This window comes from Corynebacterium stationis, from assembly GCF_001941345.1.
Lineage (GTDB): Bacteria > Actinomycetota > Actinomycetes > Mycobacteriales > Mycobacteriaceae > Corynebacterium > Corynebacterium stationis.
On the sequence record NZ_CP009251.1, the window covers coordinates 1,551,521 to 1,575,667 of the forward strand.

The 24,147-nt window shown below is 56.1% G+C and carries 23 protein-coding genes and 1 tRNA gene; 10 read left to right on the forward strand and 14 right to left on the reverse strand.

Translation table 11 applies throughout. The annotated features are described in order from the left end of the window. Positions 1 to 145: 145 nt before the first annotated feature. On the reverse strand, positions 146 to 1,615 hold the full coding sequence (rpsA, locus tag CSTAT_RS07215; RefSeq protein ID WP_075722952.1) for a 30S ribosomal protein S1: 1,470 nt from the start codon (positions 1,613 to 1,615) through the stop codon (positions 146 to 148). Between the two features lie 218 nt (positions 1,616 to 1,833). On the opposite strand from rpsA, the gene CSTAT_RS07220 reads away from it, so the two are divergent. Further along, complete coding sequence (locus CSTAT_RS07220) at positions 1,834 to 2,277, forward strand: RDD family protein (protein ID WP_075722953.1); 444 nt, start codon at positions 1,834 to 1,836, stop codon at positions 2,275 to 2,277. 61 nt (positions 2,278 to 2,338) lie between these two features. Here CSTAT_RS07220 and polA read toward each other — a convergent pair whose 3' ends face one another. Beyond that, positions 2,339 to 4,933, reverse strand: coding sequence for a DNA polymerase I (polA, locus tag CSTAT_RS07225; RefSeq protein WP_244892932.1), 2,595 nt, complete (start codon positions 4,931 to 4,933; stop codon positions 2,339 to 2,341). Positions 4,934 to 5,034: 101 nt separating this feature from the next. On the opposite strand from polA, the gene CSTAT_RS07230 reads away from it, so the two are divergent. Then, positions 5,035 to 5,108, forward strand: a tRNA-Leu gene (locus CSTAT_RS07230). 58 nt (positions 5,109 to 5,166) lie between these two features. Here CSTAT_RS07230 and CSTAT_RS07235 read toward each other — a convergent pair. Then, the gene (locus CSTAT_RS07235; protein WP_075722954.1) at positions 5,167 to 6,369 is read right to left on the reverse strand and encodes an amidohydrolase; all 1,203 of its coding nucleotides are present in this window, start codon (positions 6,367 to 6,369) and stop codon (positions 5,167 to 5,169) included. A 91-nt stretch (positions 6,370 to 6,460) separates the two neighbouring features. On the opposite strand from CSTAT_RS07235, the gene CSTAT_RS07240 reads away from it, so the two are divergent. The 5 genes from CSTAT_RS07240 to CSTAT_RS07260 all read left to right on the forward strand — a co-directional run bounded on the left by CSTAT_RS07240 (position 6,461) and on the right by CSTAT_RS07260 (position 10,349). After that, positions 6,461 to 6,829, forward strand: a complete 369-nt coding sequence (locus CSTAT_RS07240; protein ID WP_075722955.1) for a hypothetical protein — start codon at positions 6,461 to 6,463, stop codon at positions 6,827 to 6,829. Between the two features lie 76 nt (positions 6,830 to 6,905). Further along, positions 6,906 to 7,757: a DUF368 domain-containing protein gene (locus CSTAT_RS07245; RefSeq protein ID WP_066794363.1), complete on the forward strand. Its 852-nt coding sequence runs from the start codon at positions 6,906 to 6,908 to the stop codon at positions 7,755 to 7,757. Then, positions 7,758 to 8,651, forward strand: coding sequence for an ABC transporter substrate-binding protein (locus CSTAT_RS07250; RefSeq protein WP_075722956.1), 894 nt, complete (start codon positions 7,758 to 7,760; stop codon positions 8,649 to 8,651). Next, positions 8,648 to 9,565, forward strand: coding sequence for an amino acid ABC transporter permease (locus CSTAT_RS07255; protein WP_066794368.1), 918 nt, complete (start codon positions 8,648 to 8,650; stop codon positions 9,563 to 9,565). The genes CSTAT_RS07250 and CSTAT_RS07255 overlap by 4 nt, the downstream gene beginning before the upstream one ends. After that, positions 9,558 to 10,349 (forward strand): amino acid ABC transporter ATP-binding protein, encoded by a 792-nt coding sequence (locus CSTAT_RS07260; protein ID WP_066794370.1) that lies wholly within the window; start codon positions 9,558 to 9,560, stop codon positions 10,347 to 10,349. Before CSTAT_RS07255 ends, CSTAT_RS07260 begins: the two co-directional genes overlap by 8 nt. A gap of 19 nt (positions 10,350 to 10,368) precedes the next feature. Here the strand turns inward: CSTAT_RS07260 and CSTAT_RS07265 are convergent, their stop codons facing one another. Genes CSTAT_RS07265 through CSTAT_RS07295 form a run of 7 tightly spaced genes read right to left on the reverse strand, consistent with a single transcriptional unit; the run spans position 10,369 to position 17,240 of the window. Further along, a complete protein-coding gene (locus CSTAT_RS07265; protein ID WP_075722957.1) occupies positions 10,369 to 11,109 on the reverse strand; it encodes a sulfite exporter TauE/SafE family protein in 741 nt (246 codons plus the stop codon). Continuing rightward, positions 11,106 to 11,582: a pantetheine-phosphate adenylyltransferase gene (gene coaD / locus CSTAT_RS07270; protein ID WP_066794374.1), complete on the reverse strand. Its 477-nt coding sequence runs from the start codon at positions 11,580 to 11,582 to the stop codon at positions 11,106 to 11,108. The genes CSTAT_RS07265 and coaD overlap by 4 nt, the downstream gene beginning before the upstream one ends. Then, positions 11,575 to 12,144, reverse strand: a complete 570-nt coding sequence (gene rsmD / locus CSTAT_RS07275) for a 16S rRNA (guanine(966)-N(2))-methyltransferase RsmD (protein WP_066840657.1) — start codon at positions 12,142 to 12,144, stop codon at positions 11,575 to 11,577. The genes coaD and rsmD overlap by 8 nt, the downstream gene beginning before the upstream one ends. A 25-nt stretch (positions 12,145 to 12,169) precedes the next feature. Beyond that, the gene (locus tag CSTAT_RS07280) at positions 12,170 to 14,266 is read right to left on the reverse strand and encodes an ATP-dependent DNA helicase RecG (RefSeq protein ID WP_075722958.1); all 2,097 of its coding nucleotides are present in this window, start codon (positions 14,264 to 14,266) and stop codon (positions 12,170 to 12,172) included. Between the two features lie 6 nt (positions 14,267 to 14,272). Beyond that, the gene (locus tag CSTAT_RS07285) at positions 14,273 to 15,595 is read right to left on the reverse strand and encodes a DAK2 domain-containing protein (RefSeq protein ID WP_075722959.1); all 1,323 of its coding nucleotides are present in this window, start codon (positions 15,593 to 15,595) and stop codon (positions 14,273 to 14,275) included. An 11-nt stretch (positions 15,596 to 15,606) separates the two neighbouring features. Continuing rightward, complete coding sequence (locus CSTAT_RS07290; protein ID WP_075722960.1) at positions 15,607 to 16,233, reverse strand: uracil-DNA glycosylase; 627 nt, start codon at positions 16,231 to 16,233, stop codon at positions 15,607 to 15,609. Further along, the gene (locus CSTAT_RS07295) at positions 16,233 to 17,240 is read right to left on the reverse strand and encodes a thiamine-phosphate kinase (RefSeq protein ID WP_211272994.1); all 1,008 of its coding nucleotides are present in this window, start codon (positions 17,238 to 17,240) and stop codon (positions 16,233 to 16,235) included. Before CSTAT_RS07295 ends, CSTAT_RS07290 begins: the two co-directional genes overlap by 1 nt. A gap of 28 nt (positions 17,241 to 17,268) precedes the next feature. Here CSTAT_RS07295 and CSTAT_RS07300 point away from each other — a divergent pair, with 28 nt between their 5' ends. Continuing rightward, positions 17,269 to 18,174 (forward strand): DUF3515 domain-containing protein, encoded by a 906-nt coding sequence (locus CSTAT_RS07300; RefSeq protein ID WP_075722962.1) that lies wholly within the window; start codon positions 17,269 to 17,271, stop codon positions 18,172 to 18,174. A 4-nt stretch (positions 18,175 to 18,178) separates the two neighbouring features. Then, a complete protein-coding gene (locus CSTAT_RS07305) occupies positions 18,179 to 19,174 on the forward strand; it encodes a DMT family transporter (protein WP_083640744.1) in 996 nt (331 codons plus the stop codon). 96 nt (positions 19,175 to 19,270) lie between these two features. Here the strand turns inward: CSTAT_RS07305 and CSTAT_RS07310 are convergent, their stop codons facing one another. After that, positions 19,271 to 20,335 (reverse strand): D-alanine--D-alanine ligase family protein, encoded by a 1,065-nt coding sequence (locus CSTAT_RS07310; protein ID WP_066794404.1) that lies wholly within the window; start codon positions 20,333 to 20,335, stop codon positions 19,271 to 19,273. An 18-nt stretch (positions 20,336 to 20,353) separates the two neighbouring features. Beyond that, a complete protein-coding gene (locus CSTAT_RS07315) occupies positions 20,354 to 21,355 on the reverse strand; it encodes an NAD(P)H-dependent glycerol-3-phosphate dehydrogenase (protein WP_066794407.1) in 1,002 nt (333 codons plus the stop codon). 151 nt (positions 21,356 to 21,506) lie between these two features. Here CSTAT_RS07315 and CSTAT_RS07320 point away from each other — a divergent pair, with 151 nt between their 5' ends. Then, on the forward strand, positions 21,507 to 22,481 hold the full coding sequence (locus CSTAT_RS07320) for an NUDIX hydrolase (protein WP_075723847.1): 975 nt from the start codon (positions 21,507 to 21,509) through the stop codon (positions 22,479 to 22,481). Here the strand turns inward: CSTAT_RS07320 and CSTAT_RS07325 are convergent. Both CSTAT_RS07325 and leuD read right to left on the reverse strand, forming a co-directional pair. Next, on the reverse strand, positions 22,451 to 23,425 hold the full coding sequence (locus CSTAT_RS07325) for an SLAC1 family transporter (RefSeq protein ID WP_075722963.1): 975 nt from the start codon (positions 23,423 to 23,425) through the stop codon (positions 22,451 to 22,453). The two genes, CSTAT_RS07320 and CSTAT_RS07325, sit on opposite strands and share 31 nt — an antisense overlap. A gap of 82 nt (positions 23,426 to 23,507) precedes the next feature. Then, complete coding sequence (leuD, locus tag CSTAT_RS07330) at positions 23,508 to 24,119, reverse strand: 3-isopropylmalate dehydratase small subunit (protein ID WP_066794409.1); 612 nt, start codon at positions 24,117 to 24,119, stop codon at positions 23,508 to 23,510. Positions 24,120 to 24,147: the final 28 nt, after the last annotated feature.

The following is a 24,147-nucleotide window of genomic DNA, read 5'->3' on the forward strand; positions in this document are numbered from 1 at the left end:
TACATACTAGCCAGAGTGTGCAAATAAAATCAACTATTATTAAACATTTAATTAATTTCCAGGTTTTGGCAAGAGAAAACGCCCACCGCAATGAAGCGGCGGGCGTTTTCTTAGCTAGTTGCTATTAGCTATTTAGCGGTGAGAATTAGTTCTCGCCACCAGCAAGCTTCTCGCGCAGAGCAGCGAGCTGCTCATCAGAAGCGAGGGAACCTGCAGACTCTGCCGGTGCCTCAGATGCCGGAGCTGCATCGTTGGACTCGGAAGAGTAGTTAGCGGAAGCTGCCTCGGTCTCAGCTGCTTCTGCAGCTGCCTGACGGTGGCGCTCGATCTGAGCGGTGTGCAGCTGGAAGCGACGCTCGGACTCTGCGTAGCGTGCCTCCCAAGCCTGACGCTGCTCGTCGAAGCCTTCCTTCCACTCATTGGTCTCAGAGTCGAAGCCTTCTGGGAAGACGTAGTTGCCCTGCTCGTCGTAAGAGTCAGCCATGCCGTACTTGGATGGATCGAACTCTTCGGTGTAATCCTCGTCTGCCTGCTTAACGGACAGGGAGATACGACGACGCTCGAGGTCGATGTCAATAACCTTGACCATGACATCTTCACCAACGTTGACAACCTGGTCTGGGACCTCAACGTGGCGCTGAGCCAACTCGGAGATGTGAACAAGGCCCTCGATGCCCTCTTCGACGCGAACGAACGCACCGAATGGAACGAGCTTGGTGACCTTGCCTGGCACGATCTGGCCCACAGCGTGGGTGCGTGCGAATACGCGCCATGGATCTTCCTGGGTTGCCTTCAGAGACAGCGATACGCGCTCGCGGTCCAGGTCGACGTCGAGAACCTCTACGGTTACTTCGTCGCCAACGGTGACAACCTCGGATGGGTGATCAATGTGCTTCCAAGACAGCTCGGAAACGTGAACCAGGCCGTCTACGCCGCCCAAGTCGACGAATGCGCCGAAGTTGACGATGGAAGAGACAACGCCCTTGCGGACCTGGCCCTTCTGCAGCTGGTGCAGGAACTCAGAGCGAACCTCAGACTGGGTCTGCTCAAGGAATGCACGGCGGGACAGAACAACGTTGTTACGCTGCTTGTCGAGCTCGATGATCTTTGCTTCCAGCTCCTGGCCAATGTATGGCTCCAGGTCGCGGACGCGACGCATTTCAACAAGCGATGCTGGCAGGAAGCCACGCAGTCCGATGTCGATGATGAGGCCGCCCTTGACAACCTCGATAACGGTACCGGTAACTGGCTCTTCCTTGGCCTGCAGCTCTTCGATTGCGCCCCAAGCGCGCTCGTACTGTGCACGCTTCTTGGAGAGGATCAGACGACCTTCTTTGTCTTCCTTGGTCAGAACCAAAGCGTCGATCTGATCGCCGACCTCGACAACCTCATCTGGGTCGACGTCGTGCTTGATGGACAGCTCGCGGGACGGAATGACACCTTCGGTCTTGTATCCGATATCGAGCAATACCTCGTCGTGGTCAACCTTAACCACGGTGCCTTCGACGATGTCACCATCGTTGAAGTACTTGATGGTGGCGTCGACTGCTGCGAGGAAGTCCTCAGCGGTACCGATATCGTTAATCGCTACCTGAGGGGTGTTAGAAGTGGGCATATTTAAGTGTGCTCCGAAATTGTTAGGAGATCGAAAATGGACAGAAACGTATCTCTTGGACTGGTAGTGTTAAACACACCGTTCAATCTCACCGCGCCAGCGAGGTCAACCCTCCTATACTGATTGAAAGCGCTTGCGGGCATAGACACGCTCCAACAACCCTACATCCTTGCAGCAAGCAGTGCAATGTTTGACACGAGCCATGTAACGTATTTTTCATGCGCTACCGCTTGTCTGTTCTTATTCGCCGCGCGATCGGCTTTTGGATTGACGGTTTTGCCGTCGGAGCCGTCATCCTTCTTATCCAGTGGCTCATTAATCTCATCGGCGGCACTCCCCTGACTGGTGATGCAGCAACGTTGTACCAGATTTACGCATTCTCCCTGGTCTTTTTCGCCTACCGCACCATTGTCGAAGGCCGCTGGAACACCTCGTTGGGCAAGTGGTCACTGCAGCTGGAAATCATCTCGATTAACCGGGGCTACACAACATCCGCGATTCGCAACAGCTGGGTCCCTCTGACTGTCCTCGCAGCATTCGGCATTCCCTACGTTGAGCCCACCATCGTGGCCATACTCGGCCTATTTATCTTCGGCTTCGCGCAGCATCCATTCGATTACTTCGCTAAGACCATGGTGGAGCGCACCCCAGTGGATAACTAGTCAGGGGCGCGCGAAGTTATCCACGCAAGATGCGCTTCAATTCCTGCCAGCTACAGATTTCCTAGTGCGCAGCAGCGTCCCAGTTATCACCGGTGCCGGCAGAGACCTCGAGTGGGACACGCAAGCTTATCGATGCATCCATCTCCCGCTCCACAATCTCCTGCACCTCGGCGAGCTCACCAGGGGCAATTTCGACGACCAATTCGTCATGCACCTGCAAAAGCACGCGCGACTTGAAGCCTTCGAGGGCATTGTCGACGCGGATCATCGCGACCTTGATGATGTCCGCGGCGGTGCCTTGGATTGGTGCGTTGAGCGCTGCGCGCTCAGCATTCTCGCGTGCGAGGCGGTTATCAGAGGTCAGTTCCGGCAGGTAGCGGCGACGGCCAAAGACCGTGGCGGTATAGCCGTCCTTACGGGCCTGTTCAACAACATCCGCAAGGTACTTCTTCACTCCACCGAAGCGGTCGAAGTAGGCTTCCATGATCTTCTTCGCTTCGCCCGCTGGAATGGACAGCTGCTGGGATAAACCGAATGCGGAAAGGCCATAGACTAGACCATAGGACATAGCCTTGACGCGGCGGCGTAGTTCTGGGGTGACTTGGTCAACTGGCACATCGAAGACGCGGGAGCCGACGTAGTTGTGTAGGTCCTCGCCTTCCTTGTATGCCTCAATCAAACCTGGGTCTTGGGACAGGTGCGCCATAACGCGCATTTCAATCTGCGAGTAGTCAGCCGTCAGTAGCGTTTCGTAGCCTTCGCCGACGATGAATGCCGAGCGGATGGTACGTCCGGATTCAGTACGAACCGGGATGTTCTGCAGGTTCGGATCTGTCGACGACAAACGTCCTGTCGATGCCACGGTCTGATTAAACGTGGTGTGGATACGGCCGTCGGACTGCACGGTCTTAATCAAACCCTCAAGCGTGGTCTTGAGCTTTTGGTACTCACGGTGCGCAAGCAGGTGGTCCAAAAAGGGGTGCGGGTGATTGATAGCCAGCTGCTCAATTTCTTTCGCTGCGGTGGAATAACCGGTTTTGGTCTTCTTGGTCTTGGGCAGGTCCAAGGTCTCGAATAACACGGTTTGGAGCTGCTTGGGCGAATTTAGGTTGAGCTTGTCATCGCCGGCGAGCTCACGCGCGGCCTTTTCTTCGGCTTCGACGTGGTTAGCAAAGACTTCCTGCTGGGATTCCAAAGTGTCGATATCGACGGCGATGCCGGTCGCTTCCATCTTGGCCAAGATGGACACCAGTGGAATCTCCAGCTCGGCATAGAGCTGGTAGGAATCGATTTCTTGCAGAAGCTTCGTTAGCTCAACTGTAAGTTCCATGATGGCGGCTGCGGAATCAATGCCGCCGGTGTCATCGAGAAGCGATAGCTGCTCGCTGGAAGCTTCCAGGGTCTTGCGCAGGTGGCGCTGGTAAACATCGGGAAGCTCATAGGTACGTTGGCCAGGGCGCAGCAAGTATGCGGCAAGCGCAGTGTCGTGCGCGATGCCGTTTAGTTCGATGCCGCGGCCTTTGAGCATGTGGTACGCCGCTTTGGCTTCGTGCAGGAATTTCTCTGCATCCGATTCCAACCAGCCTGCAAGGGCTTTATCGTCTTCGGCACTGAGGTCGGCGAGTTCGATGTGCAGGCCGTCAAAGGAGTCGTCGACAAGCGAAACGCTAGTGGCGTCACCTTGGCCCGGTCTCCCATCGCCGGTAATGAACACAGCTACGCCGCTTTTATCCTTCAGCCACTCGGCAACGCTCTTGTCAGTGACGCTGACCTTGACGTCATTTTCGGGCTCCGGCATGCTGCCTTCGATATTCGGGAAAGCATCCACGACGCGCTCGCGCAGGTTGCCGCCGAATTCAAGCTCATCGAAAAGCTCTGCGATGGTAGCGCTCTCGACGGGGCGAAACGCCAAGTCTGCTGGCCCGACTTCTAAGTCCATATTGGTGATCATCTGCGTCAGCGTGCGGTTTAAGCGCACCTGTTCAATGCGCTCGCGCAGGTTATTGCCCACCACACCCTTGATTTCATCGGCGTGTTTAAGCAGATTTTCTAAGTCGTTGTACTGCAGAATCCATTTCAGCGCAGTTTTCTCCCCGACCTTGGGCACGCCTGGGAGGTTATCGGAATTATCACCACGCAGCGCCGCGTAATCTGGGTACTGCTGAGGCGTCAGCCCGTATTTTTCCTCCACTGCCTCCGGGGTAAACCGGTGGAGTTTGGAGACGCCCTGCATGGGGTAAAGCACGGTTGTGGAGTCATTAACCAGCTGCAGGTAGTCACGGTCGCCAGTAACGATGAGAGTTTCAAGCCCCGACATGTCGCTGGCCTGAGTAGCCAAGGTTGCCAAAATATCATCGGCTTCGAAGTTCTCGCGCGACAAAGTAGTAATCCCAGCTTTGTCTAAGAGGTCGCGAATGATGGTTACCTGGCCCTTAAATTCCTCGGGCGCGGATTCACGCTGGGCCTTGTACTCCGGAAACATTTCCGTGCGGAAAGTCTTGCGGCCTACGTCAAAGGCAACGGCAATGGAATCTGGTTTTTCCTCACTCAGCAGACTCGCCATCATGGACATGAATCCATAGACAGCATTGGTGTGTTGCCCGCCGGAGGTAGAGAACTTATCCACCGGCAAGGCGTAGAACGCGCGAAATGCCATGGAATGGCCGTCAATAAGAAGTAGCTTTGAAGTCACGTTTACCAGTGTAGACGGCACGATTTTATTTTTGCGAACTACTTAAGATAGTATCTTTCATGTCAGCCCCTGTAGCCCAATTGGCAGAGGCAACGGATTCAAAACCCGTCCAGTGTGAGTTCGAGTCTCACCAGGGGCACGATAGAAAATTCCTCCACCTTCCTTAAAAGTTGCTGGGGGAATTTTTCGTTGTTTGACTAGCGGGCAACGTATGCGCCAATGGCGGCAATTGCTGCGCGCACGCCGGTTTCTAGAGTGGGATCTTCTACTGGCAAAAAGCGCGGCGAGTGGTTTTTCGCCGGATTGGCATCATCGGCTGCTGCCCCGCCGAAGAACCAGAACATGCTGGGGACGTCGATGGAGTCAGCCAGGTGGCCAAAGTCTTCAGACCCCATCAAAGGTGGGGTTTCGATAACTTTGTCCTCTCCCAGTTCAGCACGCAATGCTTTCGCGACCTTCTCGCCTTCCTCAGGGTCATTCTTCAGTTGCGGGAAAGTATAGATTTCCTCAATATCGGGCTGCGGTGCGCCAGAGGCTTCGGCCTCGGCATTGACAATGCGGGTAATCGAGGACAGGACTTTCTCGCGCACGGCAGGCTCTAGCGTGCGGATGTTGAGCTTGAGCTCCGCGCGGTCCGGGATGATATTTTCTTTCAGGCCGGAATTGAAGGTACCCACGGTGACCACGGCCGAATCCAGCGGCGCGACTTCACGGCCGACGATGGTTTGCAAGCGCGTGACAATATGCGCACCCAAGACAATCGGGTCGATGGAGTCTTGTGGCTGGGAGCCATGGGCTTGTTCCCCGTAGAGGGTGATCCTCAGCGCATCGGCCGCAGCCATCGCCACATTGAGCGTGTAGTGCAACGTGCCCGATTCAAAAGGAAAGACGTGCTGGCCTAAGACAATCGCAGGCTTAGGCGCTTTATCCCACAGGCCATCGGCGACCATGGCGCGGGAGCCTTCGGCGGTTTCTTCCGCCGGCTGGAAGATCCACACAATCGTACCGGACCATGCGTCACGCTGGCCGTGAATCAAACTCGCGGCCGTCAATGCGGCAGTGACGTGGCTGTCATGGCCGCAGCCATGCATCACAGGTACGGTGGCACCGTCTAATTCGCCAGTGCTTGTCGATGCATACTCCACGCCCGTTTGCTCCTCAATCGGCAAACCGTCGGTGTCCGCGCGAAAAGCCACTGTCGGGCCTTCTCCATTTTTATCGATGGCGACCACACCAGTGCCGCCGCAGCGGAAATGCTCCAGGCCGATATCTTCGAGTTCTTTTTCGATGAACTCCTGCGTCTTATATTCCTGCATGGAAAGCTCAGGGTTTTGGTGCAGGTGCCGGTAGGTGGAGATCATTTTCTCACGTGCTCGAGTACTCAAATCAGTGTTAATCATGACCCCAAAATACGCCTCGGCGCACGTACGCGGGCAGCCTTGATTAAGATAAGGGGGAAAATTTTCAGAATATCTTCAGGAGCTTATAAATATGCGCACAAAACTCGCTGCTGTCATCACCGCCGCCGCGGTGACCCTAACTCCGCTAAGCGTAGCTAACGCCAACGCGGTCGAACTTCCTTCTTCGACCGCGGATATCACGGGACTATCCTCTGCCCTTGATTTTGAGGGCCTTTCTTCGAAGGTGAAGGCTGACGGTCTCTCCTCAAACACCGATATCCCTGGACTGTCTTCAACCGCTAAAGACAGGGCCGAAGAAAATCCTGGACACGCAGCGTTACTCGATGTGGTTATCACCGTAGGGTTATGGGCGATTTTGGGTTCCATTTATGGTTCACTGATTGCCCCACATCTGCCAAACTTGAATCTCTATGACATTGCTCCCTTCCTACGTGGATAATGCGCGTTGGGATTAATTTTTATGCGCATAAACGTGTAGCGTGAGACGTTGATCTAGACACGTTAAGGGGTTGGAATTGCAGCATATTCTCAATTTAATTCGGGGTGCGCTCATTGGCGCGGCGGAATTGTCGCCGGGTATCTCCGGCGGCACCGTAGCACTTATCATCGGCATTTACGAGCGCGCGTTACACAACGCAGATAAGATTGTTAAGCGTAAATTCGCTCAGGTTGAGTGGCTTTTCATCGCGTTCATCGGCCTGGGCATGGTCGCTGCAGTCTTTGGGCTCTCTGGCATCATCTCCACGTTTGTGGCAGAGAATTTCTCGCTGTCGCACTCGCTATTTGCCGGCATGGTGCTCATTTCGGTGTGGGTACCGTTTTCCATGATTGACAAGCAAGACCGCCGCAACCCGAAGTATTACCTTTTTGCATTAGCTTCCGCGGTGTTTATCTTCATCGTCACCGGTTTTACCTCCAACCAGGTTGAAGACCCGAATCTATTCTTTGTCTTCCTCGCTGCCGCAGTCGCAATCTGTGCACTCGTTATGCCAGGGGCCTCTGGCTCCTTGGTGCTGTTGATGCTGGGCATGTACGAGCCCGTTCTGCGCGCGGTCTCAGAACTCGATATCGCCGTCATCTTGGTCTTTATGGCAGGTGCATTGTGCGGTGTGGTCTTTATCGTGCGCTTTTTGAACTACATGCTTGAAAACCACCGCAGCCCCACACTGTTTGTCATGACCGGCTTCTTGCTTGGCTCCCTGCGCGCGCTGTGGCCCTTCGGTGAGGACCAAGACGCATCCCTTATGCCAATGATCGGAATGTTTGTCCTAGGAATTGCTATCGTTCTGGCATTCTTGATTGCCGACTACCGCATCGCAGTAAAAAAGACTGCCCAGGCCAACCAAGCAGCACAGGCAGTGAAATAAATGAGAGCCAGGAAAATCACCGCGCTCACCACGACCGTCTTGGCCTCCGGCGCGCTGCTGTCTGCTTGCGTGACCAACACGGAACCCGCACTGCCCGATGGCTGGGAAGAAATTACTCCAGAGCGTGTCGATGAAATCGCAGCCATGGTCGATGACGCTGACGGCGTACTCACTGCTGGCACCAACCCGCCCTTTGCGCCTTTTGAGTTCAAGTCTGACTCGGGTCAAATCGTCGGCGTGGAGATGGATCTCGCACGCGCCATGGCCTCGGTCATGGGGCTGGAATTTCGTCCCGTTGAGCAAGACTTCGCCATGATTTTGCCGTCAATTCAAGGCGGACAGCTTGACATTGGCGTATCTGGCTTTACGGATACAGAAGAACGTCGTGAGAACTTCGACTTCGTCAACTACCTGTATGCGGGTATTCAGTGGGCCCAGCCGACATCGACAAGCGAGCAAGTAGACCCAGCAAACCCCTGTGGGCTCACTGTTGCTGTCCAGCGCACCACCGTCTCTGAAACCGACGATGTGCGGCCTAAGTCTCAGGCCTGCGTCGACAACGGCGAAGAGGAAATTGAAATCTTAAGCTACGACACCTCCGATAACGCAGCTATTGCCGCGTTAACCGGTCGCGCCGATGCTTTCTCGGCTGACTCCTCTGTGACCGCCTATGCGGTCAACCGTTCCGATGACAAGCTAGAACTTATCGGTGACATGTTTGAAGCTGCCCCTTATGGCATGGCTGTCAAGAAAGATTCTGACTACGGCCCGGCTATGGCCGCTGCCCTCCAACACCTAATTGAAACCGGAGATTATGCCCGCATTCTTGCCCAGTGGGGTATTGAAGACGGCCTAATCGATGTGGCAATGATTAATGAAAGGCCCCAATTTTGAGTACTCCTGAAAGGATTGAAGCCAAGCCGCTACGCCACCCGTGGCGCTGGACCTTCGCCGTCATCATCTTGGCTCTCGCGGCGTGGTTTTTAATCGGCGCGGCCCGCAACGAAGCCTACGGCTGGGACACCTACTTCGCGTATCTGCTTGATACCCGTATCGCTATGGCCTCGTTGCACACCCTGGCGATTACCTTCCTCGCGATGATCATCGGTGTGGTCGGCGGCGGCATCCTCGCGGTGCTGCGCATGTCCCCAAACCCTGTGCTGCGCGCGGTGTCCTGGGTATTCCTGTGGGTCTTTCGTGGCACCCCAATTTATGTCCAGCTGGTGTTTTGGGGCCTACTTGGTGCGCTGTATCAGTCCATCAACCTAGGTTTTGCCGAAATTTCGCTCGAAGGCGTGCTCTCGTCGGCGTTCTTCCTGGCGGTTGTGGGCTTAGGTCTTAATGAAGCCGCCTATATGGCAGAGATTGTCCGCTCCGGTATTTCTTCCGTGCCTGAGGGCCAGAAGGAAGCATCGAAGGCGTTGGGCTTTGGCTGGTGGATGACCATGCGCCGCACCGTGATGCCACAAGCAATGCGCATCATCATCCCGCCCACGGGCAATGAGTTCATTTCGCTGCTCAAGACTTCTTCGCTGGTTGTCGCGATTCCTTATACCCATGAGATTTTCGGCCGCGCCACGGATATCTCCGCCGCACTTTTCGAGCCCATTCCCCTGCTGCTTGTTGCCGCAACCTGGTACTTGGTCATCACGTCTATCTTCATGGTCGGCCAGCATTACCTGGAGAAGTACTTTGAAAAAGGCGCTACCCGCGAATTAACTTCGCGCCAGCTGGCTGCTTTAGCTGATGCTGAAGGCACAATCCCGCGCAACGTATCCGTTATCCCGGAGGTCAACCGCAATGAATAAACCAGCTAACGCATCAGCGAATACGCCCATGGTAGAAGCCATCGATGTCTACAAATCTTTTGGCCAGCTCGAGGTGCTTAAAGGTATTAACCTCACGGTTGAACCCGGTGAGGTTATGTGCTTGATTGGCCCTTCAGGCTCCGGTAAGTCGACATTTTTGCGTTGTGTGAACCACCTGGAAAAGATTACCGCCGGCCGCCTGTATGTCGACGGTGACTTCGTTGGTTACCGCGAGCGCGACGGCGTGCTCTATGAAATTTCTGAAAAGGACGCCTCACTGCAGCGCCAGCACATCGGCATGGTCTTTCAGTCCTTTAACCTTTTCAGCCACCGCACGGCGCTGGAAAATATTATTGAGGCCCCGATTCACATCAAGGGCGTTAAGCCTGCAGAGGCCAAGAAGAGGGCCATGGAGCTGCTCGACCAAGTAGGTCTTGCGCACAAGGCCAATGCTTACCCAGTGCAGCTCTCCGGTGGTCAGCAGCAGCGCGTAGCGATTGCGCGCGCGGTGGCGATGGAGCCGAAGCTCATGCTTTTCGATGAGCCTACCTCCGCCCTTGACCCTGAGCTCGTCGGCGAAGTTCTGCGCGTGATGAAGGACTTGGCTAAAGGTGGCATGACCATGATCGTGGTGACCCACGAGATGGGCTTTGCCAAGGAAGTCGCCGACAAGGTGGTCTTTATGGCTGATGGCGCCGTGGTGGAGATGGGAACCCCGCAGCAGGTGCTGGATAATCCACAGCAGCCAAGAACAAAAGAGTTTTTGTCTTCGCTACTTAAGTGATGATTCCAAGATAATGATTTTAAAGTGATGTCACACCGCGGATAACAGCCGCGATGGCGCCAGCGGCAGCTACGAGGAGTGAGAACTTCCGAGCTGCCGCTTGTTCGATCTTATGGGCAATTAAAGAGCCCAGGCTAATGCCCACTAGCATGCCGAGCGCACCTGCGGGCCATACCAGCCAGGCGATACTCGTGATGGCAGCAGCGCCAACGACGGCCTTGACGATAAAAGAGATGCCACCGCCGAGCATAAAGAGCGGCTGCATGGTGGCCGCGAGGTTTGCCTGTTTCCACCTCGCCGCGGAGAAATACACGGTAAAGACCGGTCCCGCTACCCCGGCGAGAGTATTGGTAAACCCGCCCAGCACGCCGGCGACAAGGCCTGGGCCACGCCCGTTAATTTTAGGCACGTAGTTTTTGCCCAGGGTCACCACGGCCAGTGCAATCAGCAGGGAGACGCCGACAAGAATCAACAGCAGGGCGGTATCCATCGCGGCGATGAGAAAGGCCGCGGGCACTGAGCCTAATACTAAAACTGAGCCCAAGAGCGCGACTTGGGACCACACGACATTTTTGCGCACCACGACAGTGGTGGCTCCCGCGTTGATACAGGCGAGGATATTGAGCACCATGATGCCTTCGACCGGTCCCAGAATCAGGGACAAGATCGGCCCAGAAATCAGGCCCACTCCCATGCCGGAGACTCGTTGCATACACGAGCCCACGGCAATGGCGGCAAAGACAGCAAGCGCAATAATCATGCCCGGTATTTCTCCAGCACGGCTTGTGCCACAGGTTCAGGGAAAAAGCCGGAAATATCCCCGCCGTATTTGGCCACTTCCTTACACAGGGAGGAGGAGATGTAGCCGTATTTTTCATCGGTAAGCAATAACACGGTATCGATGCCCGATAGGCGCTTATTCATCTGCGCCATGGGAAGCTCGTATTCGTAATCCAGCGAGGAACGCAGGCCTTTCACGATCGAGTCAATATCGTTCGCAGTGGTGTAGTCGACGAGCAAGCCTGCCCAGTAATCAACCTTGATATTGGGCAGGTCAATGGCAGCTTTGATCAGGTCCACGCGTTCGTGGACACTAAAAAGCCCGGACTGTTTGTTCGGGTTGCCGGTAACAAGGATCGTGACTTCATCGAAAAGTGCTGCGGCGCGGTGGAAGATGTCGAGATGTCCTAAGGTCATCGGATCAAAAGAGCCGGGGCAGACTGCTTTAGTCATGTGTATTCCTTTCAAAAACGGCCATGTCCATGCGTGCAATGCCGTAGGTGCGCTTCTTTAATTTCTGGCCGGTGGGGGTAAATTCCTCGGGCCAGTTAGGCTCGGGACTATCCACCTGCCTCTCAATGACCACTATGGCACGATCCGCGAGCACCGGGGCGAGTTTGGCGATGAGACCATCGACATCGTCGAAGCCATAGGGCGGATCGGCGAGCACCATATCGAAATGCTCGCGTGGTGCCCGGTCGAGATAGGTGCCGGCTTTCATCTGGTGGATATGTACCTTGGGGTGTCCGACGACCTTCGCGTTATGAGCCATGTGCTTAGCGGCGAGCTCACTGGCATCCACCAAGTGGACTTCCTCAGCACCCCGGCTGGCGGCTTCGAGGCCCAATGCGCCGGAGCCGGCGAAGAGATCGAGTACGTAGGAGCCTTCAAAACCCCAGCGCACAGCGAGCGAAGAAAATAGCCCTTCGCGGGCTCTATCGGAGGTGGGTCGAGTGCCTTCTTCGGGCACGGTGATGGTGCGACCACGGGCTTGGCCGGCGATGATTCTGGTCATGACATATACCCTAACGCATCGGGTTTTATGCTTTGTCTAAGTATTCCTGCTCTTTTTCACGAATCTCTGCTGTCAGCTCAAAGGCCAGCTCAGGGTTGTCTTCTACCAGCTGGTAGGCATCTTCATAGGCGCGCTCAATAATGAGCAGGTCTTCGTTTAAGTCCAGCAGCTGCAAAGTGCGCTGGCGCCCAGACTGACGGGTGCCTAGTACGTCGCCTTCGCGGCGGTAGTCCATGTCTAGCTCGGTCAGTTCAAAGCCGCTGGAGGTCGCAGCGATCTTGTTGATGCGCTCAAAGCTGGCGCTATCGGGAGCGCTGAGCGTATGGAAGAGACACAGTGAGGCATTGCCGCCACGACCGACGCGCCCGCGCAGCTGGTGCAGCTGACTGACGCCGAAATTCTCCGATTCGCGAATCAGGATGATGGTGGCGTTGGCAACGTCCACGCCGACTTCGATGACCGTGGTGGAGACCAGCACGTCTACTTCCCCGCGGGCAAAGGCCGCCATGCGGTCATCCTTATCGTCCATGCGCCCGTGCAGCACCATGATCCGCAAACCCGCAAGAGCACCGTTTTGCAGCTCTTCGGCAAGCTCGAGCACGCCACCTTCGCCTTCGATGCGCGGGCAAACAATATAGGCCTGGTGGCCTGCGGCGACTTCTTCGCGAATGCGCTGCCACGCGCGACGGACCCATGCCGGCTTGCCTTCTGGTACTACAGACGACTGGATAGGTTTGCGCCCGCCGGGTAGTTCATGCAGGGAGGAAACCTCCAGATCACCGAATACAGTCATCGCGATGGTGCGCGGAATCGGCGTTGCCGTCATCACCAGCACGTGTGGGAACGTACCTTCGGGGGCTTTCAGGCGCAAAGAATCGCGCTGTTCGACGCCGAAGCGGTGCTGCTCGTCGATGACCACGAAACCGAGGGAGAAAAACTCCACGGACTCTTGAATGATCGCATGCGTACCGATGACAATATCGGCCTGGCCCGAGACAATATCAAGCAACGCCTGGCGTTTTTCGGCGACTTTCATCGACCCAGATAAGACCGTGAGCCGGATATCCTCCGGCAGAATCGCCGCGATAGAGCGTGCGTGCTGATGCGCGAGGACTTCCGTGGGCGCAAGCAGTGCTGCTTGGTGGCCGGCGTCGACAGCAGAGAGCATCGCGGCTACGGCAACCAGGGTTTTGCCCGAGCCGACCTCGCCTTGTAAAAGCCTGGTCATCGGCTCCGGTCTTGCGATGTCGTGGTCTATATCGCGAATCACGCGCTGCTGGCCATCCGTTAATGCAAAAGGCAGCTTGGCTAGCATCTCCGCGCGGTAGCCATCATCAGCTGGCGGCAGGGCAAATGCGCGCCAGTGCTTGGTATCGCGCCTGCGCAGCGCCATCACGAGGCCAATGCCCAAAGCCTCGTTATATTTCAGCCGGTCAATGGCGCGCTGGGGACCTTCAGGGCCGGGCTCATGGATATCGCGCAGTGCCTTATCGAAGGTAAGATCCGCGATATCCAGTGGATCTTCAATCGGCGGCATGGTCTCTAGCACGTGGTGGATAGCTGCCATGATGGTCCATGTCTTCAGCGTCGAAGAAGCCGGATATACCGGCAGCCACTCGCGGTCACGCAACAGTTCTTCAACATCGACGAATTGCGAAATCGCTTTGAGTGTTCCGCCCCAGCGCTTAGACACGGGTGTAGAGCCAGCAGGGGCATCGAGGATCAAAAACTCGGGGTGTTGGAGCTGCGCCTGGCGATTATAAAACTTCAGCTTGCCTGAAAAGAGCACACGCACGCCCTTTTGCAGCACGCGCTCTTGCCAGATGCCGTTGAAAAAGACGGCCGTGTACATATCATCAACGGTGACGTTTAAGACAAAGCCATTGGAGGTCGGACGCTTTGAAATCCAGGTCACCGTGCCGGAGACGGTGATGAACGCACCTTCGGGTGCTTCACGCTCGGCAAAGGCCCGGAAGTTTCTACCCTGGCGGATGTAATCGCGCGGGTAGTGATTTAACAGCAGCTGTCCGCAGGTGGTGTACCCGAAACTTTTCGTTAGCGCCTTGGCTACCTTGCCCGGCAGCACGGCAGACAATGGCCGGTCATCACTCCACCCCAACATGAGCTGTTATTCTACCCCGATTTCCGTGCGCAGGCCTGCCACGTGCACGGCGATGACTTCCACGCCTAATTGGCGGCTGAGTTGTTCGGCGTCGAGATTCAACGACGTCAAGATAGTCATCTGCTCATCGCCTTCGCGCAGCAGGTCATGGCAGCACGCCAAAATGGCGCCGACTGTTTCATCGCTGGGTTTATCCACCCGCATGGCCGCAGCGACTTCGGTCATCGCAGTCACCGCACCGGCACCGGGAGCATAGACCGAAATCGCCGCGAGCGCCTCCACATTGCTGTGCACGGGCACGACTTGCGCACCGCCAAGATCAATTCCGCGCGGGGTGCCGACAAAAATATCCTCCGGGCTAAGCTCCATACCGGCTTTATAGATCGTTGCACCAATGGAGCTAAAAAGCTTCGCTAATTCTGCGTCGCGGGTAGAGACTAGAACCCGCGGGGTGTCATCGACAAGCGGTTCTTGTGCGACCACCTTGGCGGGAAGCACCTCCAGGCGCAGATTGGTTACCACGCCGAGCCCAAAGGCCTTTTCAATGACCTCCCCGGCAGCCAGGGTGTGAATGTGGATATTGGCTTCTGTCTCAGAGGCTCGAGCAATGACCAAACTATCGCCCAAAGGCGCTATCGCAGCTTCGAGCTTGTCGATGTCCCCGGAGAAATAAAACACCACTTCCAACTCGAAGACGCTTTCTGGGACAGCGATGCCTTCGCGCGGCTCAGTTTCAGAAACTTCTGCCAGCAAGCACTCCAGCAAAATCACCAGACCTGCTCCCCCGGCATCGACTACGCCAGCTTTGCGCAAGACTTCCAATTGCGACGGCGTATTAGCCAAAGCTTTAGCGGCTTCATCGCATGTAGTGGTGAGTACTTCGACTAAGACCTGGGTGTGGCTAAGAGCTTGCTCAGCAGCTTGTGCTGCCGCCTTGAGCACGGAGACCACCGTGCCTTCGACCGGCTCGGCAATCGCGCGGTCCACTAATTCCACCGCGAGCTTTAAGGAATCAACCAGTGTGCGCGCGTCGATGTGCGAATCGGCGGTGGAATCAGCCACTGCGCGCAGCACCTGCGATAACACCATGCCGGAATTACCCCGCGCCCCGCGCACTGAGCCAATGGCGAGCGCTTCAGCGACATCGCCACCTTTGTCTGCTTCTGCCAGCGCTGCTTCCATGGTGTGCGCCATGTTCGAGCCGGTATCAGCATCAGGGACGGGAAAGACGTTGAGCTGATTTAACTCGGCGCGGCGCAGGGAAAGCTCTGCCACGGATCGCTTCGCCCACGCATGGAGCGTGGGTGCGTCAATGTGGTTTATAGCCATGAGGCTTAAGTCTACAATTGCCAGTCGATGGCGACCTCGCCGGCCTGAAGCAACGCCTCATTCGCGCGTGAAAAAGGCTTCGATCCGAAAAAGCCCCGGCGCGCTGACAGCGGTGATGGGTGTGGGGAGGCGATGATGGTGGCATCGGGGATAAAGTGTGCGGCAGATTGTGCGTCTTTGCCCCATAAAATGGCGACGAGCTCTGGGCGGTTGAGCGCGCGGATGGCGGCTTCGGTGACTTCTTCCCAGCCCATTTTCCTATGTGAGCCGGCATTTCCTGCTTCTACGGTAAGTACGCGGTTTAATAACATCACGCCTTGGTTAAACCAACTGGTGAGGTCACCGTTGGCGCGGCCGGCATCACTGAGCACAAGGCCAAGGTCTGATTCGAGTTCAGCGTAGATATTGACCAAAGAGCGCGGTGGGCGCACACCGGGTTGGGTGGAAAAAGATAGCCCCATGGCATGCCCGGGTGTGGGATACGGGTCTTGGCCGAGAATTAAGACTTTGACGTCACCTGGCGCCAAGTCAAAAGCGCGCATGACATCATCGCGTGCCGGCAGCGTGTTGGGTCCGTAGATATCCGGGCTTATCTTATCGAGCGCCGGTTGGAGAATAGGTTGCCAGTCAGGATGCATTAACGTTCCTCCTCCAAAGAGCGCACTGATTTCAGTGCGCTGTCGCTGGGGAATGACTCCCAACCGGTGGAATAGCGCGCGGGTTGCCCATCGATGGTCAGCACCCCGTCGCCATTGCGGCGGGTAACTTCACCAATGACGCGAAAGCCTGAAGGGGCATCTTTCATGGTGGTGCCTAAAAGGGTGTGGTCTTCTCCCCCAGCTAGGACCCAATCCCACGGGTCGTGGTCTAAAAGCTCACCGGCGCGAACCAGTAGCTCATCGGGGGCTACCGCGTCAGTAAAGATATTGATCTTCACCGCTGAGCGCTTCGCGATGGTTGTGAGGTCATGTACTAACCCATCCGAGTTATCCGTCATCGCGGTGGCACCCGTGGCACGCGCAATTACCCCGCGGCCGGGGTCAATGACAGGTGAGCAGTGAAAATCCACCAACGGCTGCAGCGAGGAATCAGGAAGATTCGTGCCAAAGCGTTCCAGCAATGCCCACCCGGCAGCCGACCATCCGATTTTGCCGTGGGCCACAACCTTTTGCCCGGCGCGCGCGGCACTTAGGGCTAAGGGTTCTCTATCCCCGCCGAGTGCGCCAATGGCGGTAACAGAGACGGTGATTTTCTCCGCCTGGGTAACATCGCCGCCGACAAGCTCCGTGTTGTAGTCGCCGGTTCGCTTTGCGATGCCTTCTGCAATCTCCCGCACGACTGACACCGGGGTGTCTAAAGGCGCACCGAGTGCCATAAGCGCGCCGATGGGGCGTGCGCCCATAGCTTCGATATCAGCATAGTTTTGGGTAATGGCTTTCATACCGACTTGGTAGGGCGTGGACCAATCCAGGCGAAAGTGTCGTCCTTCAACCAACATGTCTGTTGTAGCCACTGTGCGCGAATTCGGCGCCATGGGTAAAAGTACGGCGGCGTCATCTCCGTTGAGGGAACTGGGGGCGGCGGCGATGATTTCTTGAATCACACCGTGTTCGCCTACCTCACGGAGGGTCGGAGTATTTTTCACAGATTGCCTTTCAGTAACATGTGGCTTTATGAATACCCAATTTAATCGCCCGGCTATTTATGTTTCACTTGGGCTGTCTTTAGCTTTAGTGGTTGGCGTGTTGTTTGGCACAAAATATTACTTTGAAAATGTGGCAAGACAACCTGTTTCAGTCAGTGCGATTGACTCCCCGGATGCATCCCTTCCTGAATGCGCGGAGCTCGTGGAGAATCTGCCTGAGCGGATGATGGGTCAAAAGCGCTCCGAGTTGGTTGAGCCCGCTCCCGAGGGTGTGGCAGCATGGGCCGATATTTCTTCCATGGCCACGGTCTTGCGCTGTGGCGTGGATATGCCTTTGCAGTACACCGACTATTCCCAAACCGTTGATATCGATGGCTCCCAGTGGCTAGAAGTTCGCGATATGACCGAAGGTTCTACGCTTGCGACCTGGTACAACACCGACTACACCCCATCGGTTGCAGTCACCACCCACACTGATGAAAAGCCCAAGGGCCTTAGCCAGGCTTTGGAGGTTCTCAGCAAAGACCCACAAGCACCACGTCCTGCTCCCCTGTCCCAGCTGGAGCCAGCAACCAATGCTGAGGTCTGTTCCCCATTGATGGACGCCCTGCCTGACACTATCGGTGAAGACTACGAGCGTTTCGACGTTGACGAAGATAACACCGCCGCTTGGGGCGCCGAAGGCCGCGAGCCAGTTGTTATCCGCTGTGGTGTTGCCCCACCAGAAGGTTATGAGGCCGGCGCGCAGCTGCAGCAGGTCAATGAGATCCCCTGGTTCCAAGACACCACCTTGGGCGAAGGAACCACCGCCGGCACCTGGTTTGCACTCGGACGTGAAACCGATATTGCCGTCAGCGCCCCACAGGATGTCGCCAACACCGCTCTTGTGGAACTAGGCGGCGTCATCACCGCCAACACCGACGAGCAAGACTAAGACCTTGTCTGCCCCGCAGCCACGCACGCCGCAGCCACGCACGCCGCAGCCACGTAGCACGCAGTCGCCCACTAAGCCGGCAGGCACACTGCTGGGAACTCTCTCCGTGCTTGGTGCGGCAGCGCTCTGGGGTACAACGGGAACCGCTGCCACATTTGCCCCGGAAGTAGGACCTTTGGCAATGGGTGCTGCGGCATTAGGCATTGGCGGACTACTGCAAGCACTCATCGCCCTGCCGGCGCTATACCGCGCGCGGGCAGCATTACGTGCAAATATTGGCACCATCATCACCGGTGCCATAGGCGTCTTTATCTACCCACTAGCGTTTTATAGCTCCATGCACCTTGCCGGTGTCGCCATCGGTACCGTGGTCTCACTAGGTTCTGCGCCCATTACCTCTGGCTTATTGGAGCGCATCATTGAAAAGCAAAAACTCAGCCGCTGGTGGATGCTTGCCGCCACACTCGGTATCACTGGCAGCACACTCTTATGCCTGGCGAAGATGCACAACGCTCCCAGTGAAACCTGGCCCACCATCTTTGGCATTGGTCTAGGGCTAATCGCCGGGTTTACCTACGCGCTTTATTCCTTCAGCGCGCATAACCTCATTGGACGAACAGACCGCGGCACCATCGGACGCGCCGCCGGCATGGGCGCTATCTTCGGGCTCGGTGGGCTTGCCCTTATGCCTGTGCTTCTAGCAACTGGCGCTCCACTATTGACCAACTCGCGCACGCTAACCGTGGGTGTCTATATGGCGCTAGTACCTATGTTTATCGGATACCTTCTTTTCGGCTACGGCTTAGCGCACGTCACCGCAAGTGCTGCCACCACGCTGACACTTGCGGAGCCTGCCATCGCCGCTATTCTCGCAGTCCTCATCGTCGGTGAGCGCCTGGCCCCCATCGGCTGGATTGGCATGGTAGCAATCGGCACAGCACTGCTCGTGCTCTCACTTGGCCCTGCTACGCGCAGACCCACACGACGAGACAAAAAATAAACGGTAGCTAGCATAAAAGCTAACTACCGCCATTCAAATCTTTAAGTTGATGAGCGCCTTATCTGAATCTTTCTGTTGATGAGCGCTCTGCGCGAATCAACGCTTGGCCAGCGCCGTAGCCAGCAGAGTGTCGAGTAGCTCTGGGTAGCTGACACCGGAGGCTAGGAAGACCTGTGGGTACATGGAGATGGGGGTAAAGCCTGGCAGGGTGTTGATTTCGTTGATCATCGGGCCGTTGTCGGTGACAAAGAAATCAATGCGCGAGAGGCCTTCGCAGTTAAGTGACTTGAAGGTTTCGATCGCAAGGTCCTGGATGGACTTGATGGTGTCATCGTCAAAAGGTGCTGGGATGGTCGCGGTGACGGTGTTATCGAGGTATTTGGTGTCAAAGCCGTAGAAGCCTTCCTCGGAATCTTCGGTGCCATTCAGCTTCGCTGGCACGGAAGCCACCAGCTTGCCGTCGGGGTATTCAAGCACTCCGACTTCAACCTCAGCGCCGATAAGTTCTGCTTCGACAATGACCTTGTCGTCGCTCTTGGCGGCTTCGGCGATAGCGGTGTCGAGCTCATCCCAGGAAGACACCTTGGAAACACCGATAGAAGAACCACCGCGGGCAGGTTTTACAAAGACGGGCAGGCCTAAGAAGTCCTTTTCTTCCTCAGTAAGTTCGGTACGCCCACGCAAGATGACATCGCGGGTAACTGGCAAGCCCTCAGCTGCCATAAGCTTGCGCATGAACTCTTTGTCCATGCCCACTGCCGAAGCCATAACGCCTGGTCCCACATAAGGAATGCCGGCCATTTCAAAGACACCTTGAATGGTGCCGTCTTCACCGTTGACACCGTGCAGTGCCGGGAAAGCGACATCTACTTCAGCGTGCAAGGTCCCGCGGGTGACATTGTGAATCTGGCCTGCGCCTTGTGGATTTAAAGAAACGGTAAGTTCATCGGCTTCTTCTACCTCTGGCAACTTGCCATCTTTAATTTCCAAACCCTCGGTAACACCAATGGTCCAGGTGCCTTCACGGGTAATGGCGATGGGAACAATCTCATAGCGCTGGGGGTCCAAATTGTTCATAATGGCGCCGGCAGTTACGCAAGAAACAGAGTGCTCAGTACTTTTGCCACCATAGATGACAGCTACGCGGGTTTTCGAAGTCATAGCCCGTTAGTCTAGCGATTAAACTTCAGACTTCTTGCTGCGACCCATCAGAGCGATCACCATGTCTTCTGCCGAGAGGTTTTTATGGCACACCCCAAAGACTGCTTGGGTCAATGGCATATCCACGCCATGATCGCTGGCGAGGCGGTAAATCGAGGCCGAAGAAATCACGCCTTCGGCAACTTGCCCATTGGTAGCAGCCGCTGCTTCTTCTAAGCTTCCGCCCTGGCCCAGGCGGAAACCAAAGGTGCGGTTACGCGATAACTCAGAGGTACACGTAGCTACCAAGTCACCCAACCCAGCAAGACCGGCAAAGGTGCGTGAATCCGCGCCCAGGGCTTCGCCTAAGCGGGTAATCTCCGCGAGCCCACGGGTAATAAGCGTTGCCATGGTGTTAGTGCCCATGCCCATACCCGTAGCCACACCGCAGGCCAGCGCGATGACGTTTTTACACGCGCCGCCAATTTCACAACCGATAACATCGGTATTGGTATAGGGACGCAGATAGGACGTCGCAACTGCTTGCTGCACGGCCTTGGCGCGCTGTTCATCCGGGCACGCAATGACCGTGGCAGCAGCTTGTTCCTCGGCGATTTCGCGCGCGAGGTTCGGACCCGAGAGCACCGCGATGCGCTCAGGTGATGCGCCAGTGCACTCGGCAATGACTTCGCTCATGCGCTTGAAGGTTTCTTTCTCGATACCTTTGGAGATGGACACCAAGGTGGCATCGGCAGGCAAATCTGCATTCCAGTTTGCCAAGTTAACGCGCATCGCCTGTGAAGGCACAGCAAAAACCACGATATCGGCCCCGCGCAAGGCTTCTTGGGCATCGGTGGTGGTGGCAATGGATTCTGGCAGCGAAATATTCGGCAGGTAGTCCGCATTGATCTGCGAGGTAGCAATGGCTTCGGCTAACTCTGGGCGCCGAACCCACAGGCGTACGTCACTGCCGGCGTCGGCAAAGACTTTCGCCAGCGTGGTTCCCCACGAACCCGCACCCATCACAGCCACCTGTGCCATTATTCACCTTTCATTGCACCGTTAGTACGCAACCCATCATAAAACATGCACGCGCTTTACCCTGACTCATTACCCGACAGGGTTTAGGATATGGATGAAGCAATCACCCCCAAAGGAGCATAAAGTGGCCAATACACCCAAGGTTAAAGACATGCATGAAACAGATAAGGACATCTCCTCGAAGTCTTTCATCTCCGGCCGCTTGCAGCACGTTCCTGTAGATCCCAAGGCTGAGTTCAAGCGCACCACCCTGGCTGCCGGCGCTATTTTGTGGCGCGGGAACCCCGCTGCCCCCGAGGTCGCGCTCATTCACCGCCCGCACTATGACGACTGGTCTTTGCCCAAGGGCAAAGTAGACCCCGGCGAATCCTTGCCTGCTACCGTGGCGCGCGAGTTGTGGGAAGAAACCGGCTACAAGGTCAAGCTCGGCAAACTCGTTGGCAAAGTCACCTACCCGGTTCAGGGCCGCACCAAGGTGGTCTATTACTGGCTAGCCCAGGTGCTCTCCGGCGAATTTACCCCGAATGAAGAAGCCGATGAATTGGTCTGGATGCCCATTGAGCAGGCCCGCGAGCGCGTGACCTACCAGCTAGATGAGGACGTGCTGGATAAGGCCGCCAAGCGCCTGCAGCTGATTCCTGATGCTTTAGTGCTCTATGTCCGTCATGCCCGCGCGCATAACCGCAAGAATTGGAGCGGGGATGATAATTTGCGCCCGCTGGATAAAAAGGGCCGCAGGCAGGCTGAGATGCTCATTGCGGAGCTTAGCCCCTATCAGCCCACGGCGATTTATTCCGCCACCCCGGACCGCTGTTTGAACACAGCCGCGCCGATTGCAGATGAACTGAATCTTCCTGTGCACGTTGATGCCTTGCTTGGCGATGACGCCTGGTTAGAGCAACCTTCCAAAGCCCTTCTGGCCTTCAAATCCATCGTTGCGCGCGGTGGCACCCCGATCATTGTTTCCCAAGGACTGACTATTCCTTCGGTGATTGAGTCTTATGCGCCGGCATTTATGGACACCGAGGATCTGAAGGTGAAGAAGTCTTCCGTATGGGTTTTAAGCTTCCTAGAAGGCGAGCTCATCGGCGCTGATTACTTAGCGTCACCCTTGCCAGTGCGATAGGACTGGGCGAACCAGAAGCTAAAGCGCACAACACATAGGCACCAGTTGAAAATCAGCAGGCCTAAGAAAATCTGGCTGATGAGATCGAAAATGGTCATCTGGGCATTAACCCCAACAAAGTGCGTGCCCAGGCTCATCGTGCCCACGGGAAACGTTGCGCCCCACCGGGCGGGGTTATAGGGCGCCCAGTCGCGTACAGTGCGAAATTGGTGATACAGCGCGAAGACACAAGCCGCAGCACCCAGCGGCAACATCACCGTGGCATAAGCCAGTCCAAATCCTTGCGGGAAAAGCAGTTGTGCAGCCGCTGTGGATTGCCCAACAACCCCCACCGGAATCCACGCGGTGTGTCCCAAGAGCACCGGGATGGTTGTGCGTCTGCGCATGAGCGCGAAGTACACGTAGACAAAGACGGGCACGCCGATAATCCACACGAGGATGAAACCAAATCGGCCCAGCCCAATAAAACCCAGCTGCGCGGCATTAGTTGCCGCCACCATGGGTACTACAAGTGCTAATCCCCACTGGAAGTTCGGTGAGCCCACGAACTTGCGCCACTGATTCAGCGCGATGATAAATCCACCCAACCCGCCGGTGAGATAACCAATGAGCTGATAGATAGAATCCCCGCTAATTGCTGTCCACGCCGAGCCGAGGGAGATAACGCCCATGGCAAACATTCCCCACGGACCCATGTATTCCGGCAAAAAGCGCGGGCTGCGATAGCGCGCCAATCCATAAAGCGTGACGGCTAAGATGCCAGTGCCGATAACCGCAAAGACCAACCCCACGGCAGCTTGCCCGTGGATGGCAAGCAACGCAGCAATGATCGAGGTTCCCATCAACGACCCAGTCCAGGATGGACCTGCCGGTGGGATAAGCGAGCGCTGCGCAGCCGCATCGCTACGCTTTGCTTCGCCAGAGGGCTTCGGGGTGTGGGACATTTTATTCATAGTAGTTCTCGCAAAAGTTTATGCCCCAGGGTGTATTCCCTGGGGCATAAGTTTTAAACAAGTTTCAATCAACCTAAACCTGAGCCACCGGACCGGAGCCTGGTGCCACTGCTGGCTTAAATGCAGGACGCTTATTTTCAAAGTTGGAAATAGCATCCTCATCGCGCAGGGTCAGCCCGATGTCATCGAGGCCTTCCATCAAGCGCCAGCGGGTGTAGTCATCAATGTCGAAGCTGTAGACATTGCCACCAACGGTGACAGTGCGTGCTTCCAAATCGACGGTAACTTCCGTATCGCCGGATTCCAGCTGCTTCCAGATAAGTTCAATGTCTTCTTGTTCCATCAAGCCGGTCAGCATGCCAGCCTTGCCGGAGTTGCCGCGGAAAATATCGGCGAAGCGGGAGGAAAATACCGCCTTGAAGCCGTAGTCGCCCAATGCCCATACTGCGTGCTCACGGGAAGAACCCGTGCCGAAGTCCGCGCCAGCGAACAGCACCGAGCCATTCTTGTACGGCTCTTGGTTTAAAACGAAGTTCTCGTCTTTGCGCCAGTTGGAAAACAGGCCATCTTGAAAGCCCGTGCGCTTGACAGACTTGAGGTAGACCGCCGGGATAATCTGGTCGGTATCCACATTAGAATAACGCAGAGGAACGCCAATGCCGGTGTGCGTGGTGAACTTTTCCATTTCTCTCTTCTCTCTATTCGTCTTCGTA

Bases quoted from the DNA above. Each gene is read 5' to 3' on its own strand.
- leuD (WP_066794409.1), bottom strand. From the start codon at position 24,119: ATGGAAAAGTTCACCACGCACACCGGCATTGGCGTTCCTCTGCGTTAT.
- rpsA (WP_075722952.1), bottom strand. From the start codon at position 1,615: ATGCCCACTTCTAACACCCCTCAGGTAGCGATTAACGATATCGGTACC.
- CSTAT_RS07320 (WP_075723847.1), top strand. From the start codon at position 21,507: ATGCATGAAACAGATAAGGACATCTCCTCGAAGTCTTTCATCTCCGGC.
- CSTAT_RS07235 (WP_075722954.1), bottom strand. From the start codon at position 6,369: ATGATTAACACTGATTTGAGTACTCGAGCACGTGAGAAAATGATCTCC.
- CSTAT_RS07280 (WP_075722958.1), bottom strand. From the start codon at position 14,266: ATGTTGGGGTGGAGTGATGACCGGCCATTGTCTGCCGTGCTGCCGGGC.
- CSTAT_RS07325 (WP_075722963.1), bottom strand. From the start codon at position 23,425: ATGTCCCACACCCCGAAGCCCTCTGGCGAAGCAAAGCGTAGCGATGCG.
- rsmD (WP_066840657.1), bottom strand. From the start codon at position 12,144: ATGACCAGAATCATCGCCGGCCAAGCCCGTGGTCGCACCATCACCGTG.
- CSTAT_RS07300 (WP_075722962.1), top strand. From the start codon at position 17,269: ATGAATACCCAATTTAATCGCCCGGCTATTTATGTTTCACTTGGGCTG.
- CSTAT_RS07290 (WP_075722960.1), bottom strand. From the start codon at position 16,233: ATGCATCCTGACTGGCAACCTATTCTCCAACCGGCGCTCGATAAGATA.
- CSTAT_RS07250 (WP_075722956.1), top strand. From the start codon at position 7,758: ATGAGAGCCAGGAAAATCACCGCGCTCACCACGACCGTCTTGGCCTCC.
- CSTAT_RS07240 (WP_075722955.1), top strand. From the start codon at position 6,461: ATGCGCACAAAACTCGCTGCTGTCATCACCGCCGCCGCGGTGACCCTA.
- CSTAT_RS07310 (WP_066794404.1), bottom strand. From the start codon at position 20,335: ATGACTTCGAAAACCCGCGTAGCTGTCATCTATGGTGGCAAAAGTACT.
- CSTAT_RS07220 (WP_075722953.1), top strand. From the start codon at position 1,834: ATGCGCTACCGCTTGTCTGTTCTTATTCGCCGCGCGATCGGCTTTTGG.
- CSTAT_RS07260 (WP_066794370.1), top strand. From the start codon at position 9,558: ATGAATAAACCAGCTAACGCATCAGCGAATACGCCCATGGTAGAAGCC.
- CSTAT_RS07265 (WP_075722957.1), bottom strand. From the start codon at position 11,109: ATGATTATTGCGCTTGCTGTCTTTGCCGCCATTGCCGTGGGCTCGTGT.
- CSTAT_RS07285 (WP_075722959.1), bottom strand. From the start codon at position 15,595: ATGGCTATAAACCACATTGACGCACCCACGCTCCATGCGTGGGCGAAG.
- coaD (WP_066794374.1), bottom strand. From the start codon at position 11,582: ATGACTAAAGCAGTCTGCCCCGGCTCTTTTGATCCGATGACCTTAGGA.
- CSTAT_RS07315 (WP_066794407.1), bottom strand. From the start codon at position 21,355: ATGGCACAGGTGGCTGTGATGGGTGCGGGTTCGTGGGGAACCACGCTG.
- polA (WP_244892932.1), bottom strand. From the start codon at position 4,933: ATGGCATTTCGCGCGTTCTACGCCTTGCCGGTGGATAAGTTCTCTACC.